Genomic DNA, 12,222 nt, shown 5'->3' with positions numbered 1-12,222 from the left:
ATTTGAAGCAGCCTTGAAGCTAAATATCTCAGTTCAAAATCTAGAGTTTTGCCCCTGTTCTGTGAGATGATTTAAGTGCATCTGGTAGATGTATTTATTCTATCCTTTCCTAACATATCATAACCGCTGCTGAATATCTAGATTTTTTTAGCTAGATTTAAAATATGGTAATCTCCGTGAGATACTCCCACAGTAGTCCAAGCATACAGTGTGGGCTGCAGGGTAACTACAGGTATCGGGTATGACATTAACTGAATCTCTGTTTACAGTTAACCGAATGTCCCGCCGCCAATAACAATACAAAGATGTTGAGCATTTTTGTATTGCCGGAATTTTATCTAGCACAGAAAGTGACACACAGACTCATGAATTTAGCTGTTATTAAATTTTCTTCAGAAGATTGTGGCATCTGCCACAAAATGTCTTTTTATGACCAAAAGGTAGCTGAAGAGCTAGGTTTACAGTTTATCGATGTGAAAATGCAAGATACGGCTAGTTACCGTAAGTATAGAAAAGTCTTGTTGTCTCAGTATCCAGATAAATCACAAATGGGATGGCCAAGTTATATTATCTGTGATTCTCCAGAGGCAGAATTTCAGATTATAGGTGAAGTTAAAGGGGGTCATCCCAAAGGTGAGTTTAGAAGTCGTCTACAAGAGGTTCTCAATTCCATAGACTTCAAATGATTTAACCTCCAGGACAGGACCGATCATGGCTATGGTCATGATGTCTTCGCGCACCTGTCCTGTAACTGTTACTGTTTGTCCGGGTTGCAGCAAGTTTTTGTCGGCACTTTTGAGGATTTCATAAGTCGTACCATCATCTGTGACTAACGCCCAAGCGCCAGTACCAATATCTCGGCGTTGAATAGTACCTTTAACTGTAATGCTCATGTTTCAGAAATTGGAGAGGGGTAGGGAGTGGGGTTTTGTTCGGGGGTAAAAATACCCCATTGTCCTATTATGCTGTTTGAGTAGCGCTTTTCAATGCTAAATGAGCTAGTCCATAACAAAGTAAAGCGTTGGTAACCAGGAAAGTCCGCGCTAGATAGCTACTTCCTAAGCCCCAAACTCCTGGGTCGTAAATGGCGCTAACTGTTAAAAAGGCGGCGTAGCCAAGACTCGAACCAATGGCGAACCATTTCCAGCTAGGATGTCCCAAGAATAAGGCTATTAAAACTATGGGGATGAGAACGCTAGCAAAGATGGGATTTAAGGGGTTAGTTCCTTGTAGGGTGTTACCTAGTTCGGGAATGGAACTACCTAAGAGCCGGAAAGGCCATTGGGGGAGGTCAAAGATATATATTCCTTTGAGGAAGAATAAACCAGAACTACCAGCAATTAAGCCACCGGATAAAGACCAACTCCAGGCGAAGGGGAAGTAAACTCGCAAAAACCAAGCCAGGAGATAGGAACCAAAGACCATCAGCAGCTTTGGTATTAGGGCTACTGCACCGCCATCAATCCAAAAACCGGGATTGAGATAGCCGTTGTCTCGTAACCACCTAAAGAAGTCTGGGAAGCTAAGTCCCTGGGAGGCTAGTTTAACTGCGGCTTCGGCATTCAGTTGTCCAGCGCCATAATAGTTGAAGCTATCATCCTCGATCGCCCTTGCTGATTGTTTGAGGACTTTTAACACCTCCTCTGGTGCTGTGACTCCAGAAGCTTTAATTAATGCGGCGACACCTGCAACGTGGGGGGAAGCCATGCTTGTTCCCTGGAGTCCTAAAAATACCCCTTGGTTGTTGTTTTCGGGGTCAATGGTTTCTTGGAGAATTGTCCCGGCCTCACTCCCACCGGGGGCAGAAATATCTACCCCAGCGCCAAAGTTAGAATAGGGGGCTTTTTCTCCGTCTGGACCAAATGCGGCTACGCCAATGACGTGGGGGTAACGTGCGGGATAACTTGCCCCATTCTGGTTTTCGTTGCCGGCAGCGGCTACAATGGTTACACCTTTTTTATGGGCGTACTCAATGGCTTGTTTCATCAGTTGGCTTTCACCACCACCGCCTAAACTCATATTAATGACATCCGCACCGTTATCAGCAGCGAATTTAATTGCTTCGGCAATATCGGCCACTGTGCCGCCACCATAGGCACTAAGTACTTTTAATGGCATCAGATTGGCTTCGTAGGCAATGCCGGCTACACCATATTTATTGTTGGTGGTTTGGGCAATAGTACCAGCAACGTGAGTACCGTGTCCATTGTCATCTGTGGCTTCTTCGCGATCGCTCACAAAATCATAACCCTTAACAAATTTCGTATCTACCAGGTCACGCACAGGAGTTATACCAGTGTCAATTACAGCTACTGTCACGCCGCTCCCCTTGGTTTGACTCCATGCCCCTTCTATGCCGATCTTGTGTAGATTCCACTGTTTGCTGTAATATTGGTCATTCGGACCTGTTAATGTAGGATTTACCTCGTCTACAGATGGTAAAATCCCGTCAAACTTTGCCGACTGTGGTAAGGGAATCGTTCTATAGATGTAATTTGGCTCGATTAATTGTGTAAATTGGGCGAAGGGAGATTTTTTCAGCTTTCTTAGTCGCTGGCGATCGCCTTCAATAATATACACATTATCCGACCCTGAGAATTGATTGTCCAATCGGGGCGTGACATTGTACTCTTGAGCGATCGCCTGTAAGTTCTGCTCTAATACTTCCGAGGGGATATCTTGGCGAAAATCTAACACAATAGTCTCAAATTCGCCTTTAGCTGCTAAACCCTGAAAATTCAGGAACCCGAAAACAGCCCCCCCCAGCCCGATGACAAACAAGCATAATAATATAAGTCTTTTCATATTAACTGATCACCGCTTTTTGCCAGTTTGCTCACTACCATAACTTATCTGCATAGCTGGTTGGTACACTTTGAACAATTTTTACGATTGAGGACTGTTTAAACAATGGAACGTGGTCTGTTATGGTTACCCTTGCTAGTTGTGTTTTTCTGGTTAGCTTGGCAAGGCTCAAAGGAATACCAGAAGGTGGAATCATATCGCCTTTGGTCCGAGCAATTTGAGAAATCCAAATATGATATCTACGCAGTTATCGGTCTCAAGCAGAACAATATCACCTGGGGTAAACCCAGTCCCCAAGGTCCCCTTAACTTAGAAACTTTTTCTTTGCTGGATGTTAAAGATATACGTCTTTTAGTAGATGACAAACTAGTACAATTAGAAAACTATCCCCAAAAAGGTCGAGTCATTCAGTTAGAATTGATCTTGTCTGAATCTCAGTCAGTACGCATTCCATTTACAGAAATCCCTCTAGCTGCAAATTGGGTGAAGTATTTACAGGGAGTCTGGGAAGATTTAAATACACAACCAAATCAGTAATAACCCACCGAATCTTTACCCAAATTTTCCATGAACACTCAAATAACTAACAGAGTACCCATAGCTTTAACCATTGCTGGTTCAGATAGCGGTGGCGGTGCGGGTATTCAAGCTGACCTACGTACTTTTGCTTTTCACCGTATCCACGGTACCAGCGCCATTACCTGTGTCACAGCCCAAAATACCCTAGGGGTAGCGCGGGTTGATACTATACCCACCGAGGCGGTCATAGAGCAAATTCAAGCAGTGGTCAGTGATATTGGCGTACAAGCTGCAAAAACCGGAATGCTACTCAACCAAGAAATCATCTCTGCTGTAGCCCAGACAGTAGAAGCATTACAAATTAATAACTTAGTAGTTGACCCGGTTATGGTATCACGCACAGGGGCGCAACTCATTGATGATAATGCGGTGCAGACTCTGGCTCATACCTTGTTACCTCAAGCTACCATTGTCACACCAAATCGCTACGAAGCGCAGATATTAAGTGGTTTACCCATCAATACTTTAGATGATATGCGGGCGGCTGCTCAAGTCATACACCGCAATCTCAGGGTAAAAGCCGTTTTAGTCAAGGGAGGCGCAATGACGGGTAACTGTCGTGGTGTTGATATCTGGTTTGATGGGGAAAAACTGGCAACCTTGACCACAAAACAAGTAGAGACAAAAAATACCCACGGTACCGGTTGTACACTATCAGCAGCGATCGCCGCTAACCTAGCCCTGGGTAATGATTTGTGGACATCCGTACAACAGGCCAAGGAGTATGTTACTAATGCCCTGACTTATGCCTTAGATATCGGCAAAGGTCAAGGACCAGTAGGACATTTTTTCCCACTGTTACAGTTTGATAGCATATCTCTACCATCTATAACTTAATTTTTGATCCCCACCTATTTATTTATGCAAACAACCCCAACTTCAGTGCACGGACATCCAGCAAAACCGCCAACATCTCAAAATTACCCTACCTCTGTACCACTGTATGTATATCGGCAATTAGCAACCGAATTACAGTTAACACAAGTAAAATTAGAGACCATCACCAGTCAAAATCACCAACTAGAGCGAGAAAATCAATTACTACGCCAAGAAATTACCAAAGTAGTTCAGTCCTTTTCGCACCTGCAAAATTATGTTAATACTGGTTTTAATCCGAGTCATCCCCAAGCTACTCGTGCCACTGGTGAAGCAAGCAGTCCAGCACCCGTGGCTAACCAAACCAGCCATCACCCTGAGTTATCCACACCTGTAGAAATCAATCACCAGATACCAACAACATTTTATATAGAAGAGCAACCAGTCAACCATTATCCCCCCATAGAGAAAAAAGTCAAACAATTGAGTAGCTGGTGGTTAGCTATGAATATTGTATTGTTGATGCTCACCGCATTTGGAGCAGCATATTTGATTGTGCCTCTTGTGTTTGAAGCTCAAAACCCCTAGTTTACACTTCCACAACTCCGAGTGACAACTAGGTAGGGGGTACACAGTTTAAAAAAAAGTTGCAATTTTTACATATTTTTGAAATTTAGCGGTAATGGTAAAAGTGGTTGACTTATATCTGCTTAGATAGATAAACAAACCTATTAGAAGTTAGGAGTGAAGATCATGAAAAAAGTAGAAGCCATTATTCGCCCATTTAAGCTTGACGAGGTGAAAATTGCCTTAGTTAATGCTGGCGTTGTGGGTATGACAGTTTCTGAAGTCCGGGGCTTTGGAAGGCAAAAGGGGCAAACAGAAAGGTATCGCGGTTCTGAATACACTGTTGAGTTTCTGCAAAAACTGAAAGTAGAAATTGTGATTGAGGATAACCAGGTTGATATGGTTGTCGATAAAATTATTGCCGCCGCCCGTACAGGTGAAATCGGCGATGGTAAGATTTTTATCTCTCCGGTAGATGGCGTTATACGTATTCGTACTGGCGAGAAGAATACAGAAGCTGTTTGAGTATGGGGTGGTGTGAAGTATGACCCTGAGTCAAGGAGTTCCGATATTGCCAAACAATGGCAGTGGGAACGCCGTTATTGCCGACTCGAGGCGGAGTCAGACCAAGAAACCGCAAGGTAGACGGGTATCTGTCAATCAAGCAGGCATCCTACACCGTAACATCATGTGAGTCAAATCAAAACATATCCCTGATTTTCTACTATTATAGCGGGCAAAATGCCCGCTCACCTCCCAAAACTCTACTGGTCATTCACTCAGCAATTAAAATTAAGTTTAGTCAAGAATAGTGTAATTTTAAGTCGAAATATTCTCAAATATTGCTGAATATAAGTTGAATTAAGACCCGATCATAATTCCTAATTAGAATTGATATATAGAAATCTGCCATGAAGGAGCAATTTATTTCCTAAATAAATATTTTCTTGACAATGAAATTGGAGAAAATTATGAATTACTGTCCTTGTTGTTCCGGATTACTGTTAAGGCATATACGCCCTCCGGGTTTGGCTTGGTTTTGCCCCCATTGTTGGCAAGATATGCCAGTATTTAATCTAGAAAATCCCAGTTCATTAGAAAAGACTTTTGCCGCAGGTAGTTTAGTGGAGAAAATTAACTACCGCAATGGTCATAGAATGTATGAAATTTCTTCTCAGCCTTGATGTGAAAAAGGACTCTTAGAGGATGTTTGATAAGTTTTCCACAGGTAATTTTTATCTTAGGGAACAGGGAACAGGGAACAGGGAACAGAGAACACACCGAATGGGGACTAGAGTCAAAGTCCCCCTTCTCAAGGGGGATTTAGGGGGATCTAAATTAGATACACCATGAGGGACTTTTCAAACACCCTCTTACAACAGCCCCCCACTTTTAAAACATCCTCTTACTCTCATGTTATTTGATATTTTCAACTCATATTGCGATCGCCCTCCAACTTGTTAGTTCGCTTTTTGGGGTGTGGGAAGAGCGTTAGCGGTAGCTTACCGAAGGAATCGCTCTCTTCCCCCTTACAAAGGGGGGTTAGGGGTGATCAACTTTGGAGATGTGGGAAGTGCGTTAGCGGTAGCTTACCGAAGGTATCGCCTTTTGGGGATGTGAGGGGCGATCGCTTTTCTATTCTTATTTGCTAAACTAGCAATTATGACAACAGCAATAAAACTCTATGTACTCTACCAGTCCACACCAAAAACTACTGGAAGCGATCGCAAACCTTAGTGAGCAACAAATTCCACTTGTTTTACAATTTATCTCATCTTTAGAAACACCAGTTAGCGATTATCAAACTCCAGCTAAAACAGTATTAGAAAGAATGGGTGGTTATCCCAAATTTTTACTAGAAGGATCAGGAGATTTGTCAGATAGAGATGTACGCAAAAAAGCAATTTCTGACATAATTCAAGCAACAAATCAAACAAGAACTCATGAATAATTATCCCCTAATATTAATTGATACTGGGATTCTTGTTGCTTTCTATGATCGTCAAGACAACTATCACCAAAAAGTTATTAACTTTTTTAGTACCTGTACCAGTCAACTAATCACAACAATTGCCTGTGTTACAGAAGTGATGTGGTTACTTGCCCCAAATACAAAAGTACAGAACGAATTTTTATCTGCTTTATCACTGGAAGTATTTATATGTGAACATTTCCTGCCATCCGATTATAAAAGAATCCAGGAACTTAACACAATTTATCAGGATCTACCAGGAGATTTTACTGATTTATCGCTGATTGCTATTTCCGAAAGATTAAATATCTCTGCTATTGCAACTCTAGACAAAGACTTTAATATTTATCGGCATTATCGCAAGCAACCATTTGAGCGGATATTTTTACCTTAATTGAGAATAGTAAAACTGAACTTATATTATTTGCAAAGAAATGAATCATAGTCGATCGCTTTTAGAGGATGTTTGATAAGTTTTATCAGGTGATTTTAGACACTTCTTGACCCCCCCTAACCCCCCTTACTAAGGGGGGAACTAGAGTCAAAGTCCCCCTTCTCAAGGGGGATTTAGGGGGATCTAAAAATATTAGATACACCATGAGGGACTTGACAAACATCCTCTGAGAAGTTCTTGGCTATCTTCCTTAATGCCCCTATGTAATAGTATTCGGTTTAATCTTCTTCCCAGGTTTCATCACTCAATAGGTCAATAATTCTATCTCTGAGTAGATATTCATGCCTTTCCAGCTCCTTCTCAAACAATATCCAGTCACGATTAGGAACATACTTACATAGGGAGTAAATTGGTTGTTGGCGGTCAAGTAGTCCCTTTTTGACTAGTTGGCGTGCTTCCTCTCTAATCATTCCAATATCATATCTAACAACAGTATCCATAAATCATTCTTTTTCTTTTTTGAAGGAAATAAGTTTTCTGCGTGTATCTTCAACTGAGCAAAAAAAATAGGAAAATTATCAAGGATCAAGAAACACCAACCCCACCACAGCCATCTTGTCTCCTGTAGATAGCAGTTACACAGATAAATTCCCCTTTTGGGTCAAGGTAGAGGAACTTTTTACCTCCACACCTTGCTCAGAATCGCATATCTAGGCAGGAATTGGTATCAGTCTTTAGGTAGACCCCTGGAAAACTCTTGTTGAGACTCCCAGACCTCAAAAAGTTTGACACCCCCCAGGGGATTTTAGTTTCCCCCTTGTACCAAGAAACCCTAGGGTAGACGGTTATCTGTCAATCAAGCCGGAAGCCTACACTGACCTAACGGTACTGTGTAGGTAGTTCACATTACCTAGAGATGAGATATCACCAGCCCTAGTACCTTGAGGAATAAGTTAAAGTACATAGGGCATTCAGCATTGGGTGTTAGGCAAAGAAAGCAATCTTACAGATGGGGGAAGAACGACTTTTCCCTGATCACCTAGTCCTTCATTCCTCATTCCCTATTTATGACTGCTCCAGAAAAAAACCCTGAGTTTGAAAATCTACTGACTTATCTTAGACAAAGCCGGGGCTTTGATTTTACAGGTTATAAGCGTTCAACTTTGATGCGTCGGGTACATAAGCGCATGCAATATCTAAGTATAGAAACCTTTGGGGAATACTTGGACTACTTAGAAGTTGATCCAGAGGAATTCAATCACCTGTTTAACACAATCCTAATTAACGTCACGGCCTTTTTTCGAGATATTTCCGCCTGGGAATACTTAGCTAAACAGGTGTTACCGAAGATTGTAGCCCGGAAAAATAACTCTGATCCCATCCGGGTTTGGAGTGCGGGTTGCGCTTCTGGTGAGGAGGCTTACACTGTGGCTATCCTCATGGCTGAACTTTTGGGAATCGAGGAATGTCGGCAACGGCTAAAAATTTATGCTACAGACATAGATGAAGAAGCTTTGAATCAAGCCCGTCAAGCTGTGTATTCGGCTAAGGATGTCCAGTTAATACCATGGGGACTGCAAGAAAAATATTTTGAGAGTACGGGTAATAACTATGTTTTCCGTCAGGACTTGCGACGTTCAGTAATTTTTGGTCGTCACGACTTGCTGCAAGATGCGCCCATTTCTCGCTTAGATATGCTGGTATGTCGCAACACACTCATGTATTTTAATTCTGAGACTCAGTCGCGGATTATGGCTCGGTTTCATTTTGCTCTCAATGATGGGGGTTATCTGTTTTTGGGAAAAGCAGAGATGCTGTTAGTGCACTCCAATTTATTCAATCCCCTAGAGTTGAAAGATCGGATATTTAGTAAAGTATTAGTAGCAAATATACGCGATCGCTTGCTAGGGATGGCAAATACAGTAGAGCCAGAATCTAGCTACCGAGGATCTCGACATATCCGACTGCGAGAGATGGCTTTTGATTCCGCATCTGTAGCCCAAATAGTGGTAGATATCAATGGAATACTCGTACTAAGTAACCACCAGGCTCGCATTGTGTTTGGTCTTTCACCCCAGGATTTAGCTCGTCCTTTTCAGGATTTAGAACTTTCCTACAGACCAATAGAATTGCGATCGCCCATTGAACGGGCTTATACCGAACGCCGTAATATTACTTTAACAAATGTCCATCGCTATTTACCCAATGGAGAACAGCAATATTTAGATGTAGCAATTATACCTTTAGAAGATGTTGACAAGTCCCTGCTAGGTGTGAGTATCACTTTTCATGATGTGACTCGTTTTATTCAACTTCAAGAAGCCTTGCAACGTTCTGGACAGGAATTAGAGACTGCTAACGAAGAACTCCAATCTACCAACGAAGAATTGGAAACTACTAACGAAGAACTCCAATCTACCAACGAAGAATTGGAAACCATGAACGAAGAACTTCAATCTACCAACGAAGAATTGGAGACCATGAACGAAGAACTCCAATCTACCAACGAAGAATTACAAACAATTAATCATGAACTGAGCGATCGCACCACAGCACTCAACCGTACTAATCTATTCCTGACTGGCATTCTCAAAAGTCTACAAATGGGAATCGTAGTCATTGATCGCAACTTGAACATCGTACTGTGGAATTACATGGTAGAACATTTGTGGGGCTTAAGAACAGAGGAAGTTTTAGGAAAATCCTTATTTAGTCTCGATATTGGTCTACCTCTCGAGCAACTGCGATCGCCTATCCGCGATTCCTTATCTGCAAAGCAGAGCTTCCAAGAAATGATTTTAGATGCCACCAATCGCCGGGGAAGAACAATAGAATGTTATTTGGCTATTACCCCCCTATGTAGTACAGAAATTGAAGGAGTGGTATTAATGATGACAGATATAGAACAAGTTAAAAGTATGATTTCTCACGAAGCAATTGCTCAAAGACGACAACAGCAACAGAAGTAATCCAAACATAATGACCAGAAACCTAGAGGAAGCCATCACCGGGGCGCATCAGCGACTAGAAAATTTATCCCAGCGTGCTAGTCAAATAAGACAGGAGAATGATCCCATAACAGCACTATTGCAAGAAGCCATCAGCGAAACTACAATTTCTTTGGAAGAGCTCGAAGTATTAGCCGAAGAACTCGCACAGCAAAACCGGGAATTAGTTGCTACTCGCCACCTTTTAGAAGTTGAGCGCCAGTGTTACCAGGATTTATTTAATTTTGCCCCCGATGGATATTTAGTTACTGATGTCAATGGTGTAATTCAAGAAGCTAACTATGCTGCAGCCAACTTACTGAATGTCCGCCAGTCTTACCTGATCGGCAAACCCCTGGCTGTATTTGTACATCAGACAGAATTACCCAAATTCTACCAAATCATCGGACAATTGCCCCAGCAAACAGAGAAACGCACAGAACAGTTACGGATATTTCACCAAGAAGGTAGAGTTGACTTTGCAGCTGAATTCACCCTGGGGGTAGCCAAAGATTATTCTCAGGGCAAAATCAAGGGTTGGAGATGGCTACTTAGGGATATTAGTGAGCGGATCAAAGCAGAGGAACAAATTCGCCAACAAGCCGCACTACTTGATATTACCACAGATGCCATTCTAGTCAGAGATTTGCAAAACCAAATTTTATATTGGAATCAAGGCGCGGTAAATATTTATGGCTGGCGGGCAGAGGAAGTTATGGGCAGGAACGCCTGGGAAATTTTATTACCAGAAGCTTCTCCTGAACTTCTAGGGGCGCTGAACACTGTTTTAGAGCATGGATCATGGAGCGGGGAATTACGGAAAGTCACCAGAAGGGGTCAGAAAATCATCGTTAATAGCCGTTGGACACTCATGTATGATGCCGCCAGGTTACCCAAATCTATCATGAGTGTGGATACCGATATCACCGACAAAAAACAACTAGAAACAGAAATTTCACGTACCCAGAGATTGTCAACCCTCGGTACACTGGCTCAGGCGATCGCCCATGATCTGCAAAATATATTCTCCCCCATGATCACAGTAGCGCAACTTTTGCCCCTCAAACATCCCGAGTTAAGTGAAAGTTCCCTACAAATGCTGAAATTATTGCAAAGCAATAGCAAACGGGGGATGGATTTAGTCCAGCAAATTCAGTCATTTACCAGTAACTTTCAAGTTCAAAGCTCAATACCGTCAGTATCACATCTGCTCCAAGATGTAGAGCAGACAATCAAACGCATCTTCCCCAAATCCATAGACATTGATATTCATACAGATATCCCTACCGATATAGAAATCCTACAGCCATACCATACCGAACTACATAAACTATTAGTTAAGTTACTAGTAAATGCCTGTGATGCAGCGCCTCAAGGTGTGAAGGTGGGAATCTCCGCTAACCAGACCTTCATTGACGAAAGCTATGTGAAACGGCACATGGGCGCTCAGGTGGGTTACTACCTAGTAATTACAATTACTCATACCGCACTAAATATTAATCCTCAAGTCATCGATGACATTTTCACACCATTTCGCCATACCCAAACCGGCAGTAAAAATCCTGACATAGGCGGTTTTGTGGAAGTATCCAGTCAATCAGGAGTTGGGAGGAAATTGAAAATCTACATCCCCAGTAGTGAAAGTCACACTTCCCCCAGACTAGACCAGGGTAAACTGCCCACAGGCAAAGGAGAATTAATTTTAGTTGCAGATAAAGAGACGGCAATTACCCAAATTACCAAAACTACATTAGATATTCATAACTACAGGGTATTAATCGCCGAGAATGGGATTGAAGCCCTTGCCCTATACACCCAGCACCAGCAGGACGTTAAACTGGTGTTAATAGATCTAATGATCCCATCCATGACAGGGGAAACTGTCATTCGCACCTTGCAAATCATCAACCCGGATGTACCAATTATTGTTATGAGTGAATTGGCTGCTGCTGAGGCTTTAGCACGAACTACTCTCACAGGGATTCAGGGATTTTTAGCAAAACCCTTTACTGCGGAGCAATTATTAAATGTCATACATCATGCCCTTGTGTGTACCACAACACCAACCTGGCAACAGCAGCGCTGAAGTTGGGGTAATAGCC

The 12,222-nt window shown here is 42.3% G+C and carries 13 protein-coding genes; 10 read left to right on the top strand and 3 right to left on the bottom strand.

Annotated elements, in window-relative coordinates; translation table 11 throughout:
• Window positions 1–365: 365 nt before the first annotated feature.
• Window positions 366–686 (top strand): thioredoxin family protein, encoded by a 321-nt coding sequence (locus PN457_RS03260; RefSeq protein ID WP_271731325.1) that lies wholly within the window; start codon window positions 366–368, stop codon window positions 684–686.
• On the opposite strand, the gene PN457_RS03255 is transcribed toward PN457_RS03260, so the two are convergent.
• Window positions 651–893 (bottom strand): DUF5818 domain-containing protein, encoded by a 243-nt coding sequence (locus tag PN457_RS03255; RefSeq protein WP_271731302.1) that lies wholly within the window; start codon window positions 891–893, stop codon window positions 651–653. The two genes, PN457_RS03260 and PN457_RS03255, sit on opposite strands and share 36 nt — an antisense overlap.
• Before the next feature lie 67 nt (window positions 894–960).
• Entirely contained in the window at window positions 961–2,805 is a 1,845-nt protein-coding gene (locus tag PN457_RS03250) for a S8 family peptidase (protein ID WP_271731301.1), read from the bottom strand.
• Between the two features lie 105 nt (window positions 2,806–2,910).
• On the opposite strand from PN457_RS03250, the gene PN457_RS03245 reads away from it, so the two are divergent.
• The 7 genes from PN457_RS03245 (at window position 2,911) to PN457_RS03215 (ending at window position 7,133) form a co-directional block, all read left to right on the top strand.
• Window positions 2,911–3,342, top strand: coding sequence for a hypothetical protein (locus PN457_RS03245; protein WP_271731300.1), 432 nt, complete (start codon window positions 2,911–2,913; stop codon window positions 3,340–3,342).
• A gap of 30 nt (window positions 3,343–3,372) precedes the next feature.
• Window positions 3,373–4,221, top strand: a complete 849-nt coding sequence (gene thiD / locus PN457_RS03240; RefSeq protein ID WP_271731299.1) for a bifunctional hydroxymethylpyrimidine kinase/phosphomethylpyrimidine kinase — start codon at window positions 3,373–3,375, stop codon at window positions 4,219–4,221.
• Between the two features lie 24 nt (window positions 4,222–4,245).
• Complete coding sequence (locus PN457_RS03235) at window positions 4,246–4,788, top strand: hypothetical protein (protein WP_271731297.1); 543 nt, start codon at window positions 4,246–4,248, stop codon at window positions 4,786–4,788.
• Between the two features lie 165 nt (window positions 4,789–4,953).
• Complete coding sequence (locus PN457_RS03230; RefSeq protein ID WP_271731296.1) at window positions 4,954–5,292, top strand: P-II family nitrogen regulator; 339 nt, start codon at window positions 4,954–4,956, stop codon at window positions 5,290–5,292.
• Between the two features lie 446 nt (window positions 5,293–5,738).
• Entirely contained in the window at window positions 5,739–5,951 is a 213-nt protein-coding gene (locus PN457_RS03225; RefSeq protein WP_271731295.1) for a hypothetical protein, read from the top strand.
• Window positions 5,952–6,451: 500 nt separating this feature from the next.
• Window positions 6,452–6,718 carry a hypothetical protein gene (locus PN457_RS03220; protein ID WP_271731294.1) on the top strand — a complete coding sequence of 89 codons (267 nt, stop codon included), beginning with the start codon at window positions 6,452–6,454 and terminating at the stop codon, window positions 6,716–6,718.
• Window positions 6,711–7,133 carry a type II toxin-antitoxin system VapC family toxin gene (locus tag PN457_RS03215; RefSeq protein WP_271731293.1) on the top strand — a complete coding sequence of 141 codons (423 nt, stop codon included), beginning with the start codon at window positions 6,711–6,713 and terminating at the stop codon, window positions 7,131–7,133. Before PN457_RS03220 ends, PN457_RS03215 begins: the two co-directional genes overlap by 8 nt.
• Before the next feature lie 278 nt (window positions 7,134–7,411).
• Here the strand turns inward: PN457_RS03215 and PN457_RS03210 are convergent, their stop codons facing one another.
• Window positions 7,412–7,633, bottom strand: coding sequence for a DUF4327 family protein (locus PN457_RS03210; RefSeq protein WP_271731292.1), 222 nt, complete (start codon window positions 7,631–7,633; stop codon window positions 7,412–7,414).
• Between the two features lie 567 nt (window positions 7,634–8,200).
• Between PN457_RS03210 and PN457_RS03205 the strand changes: the two genes are divergently transcribed.
• Together PN457_RS03205 and PN457_RS03200 are read left to right on the top strand one after the other, a co-directional pair.
• Window positions 8,201–10,102 (top strand): CheR family methyltransferase, encoded by a 1,902-nt coding sequence (locus tag PN457_RS03205; protein ID WP_271731291.1) that lies wholly within the window; start codon window positions 8,201–8,203, stop codon window positions 10,100–10,102.
• A 10-nt stretch (window positions 10,103–10,112) separates the two neighbouring features.
• Window positions 10,113–12,206, top strand: a complete 2,094-nt coding sequence (locus tag PN457_RS03200) for a hybrid sensor histidine kinase/response regulator (RefSeq protein ID WP_271731290.1) — start codon at window positions 10,113–10,115, stop codon at window positions 12,204–12,206.
• Window positions 12,207–12,222: the final 16 nt, after the last annotated feature.

The organism is Anabaenopsis arnoldii, assembly GCF_028331025.1.
GTDB classification, from domain to species: domain Bacteria; phylum Cyanobacteriota; class Cyanobacteriia; order Cyanobacteriales; family Nostocaceae; genus Anabaenopsis; species Anabaenopsis arnoldii.
This window is presented reverse-complemented; position numbering and strand designations above follow the sequence as displayed.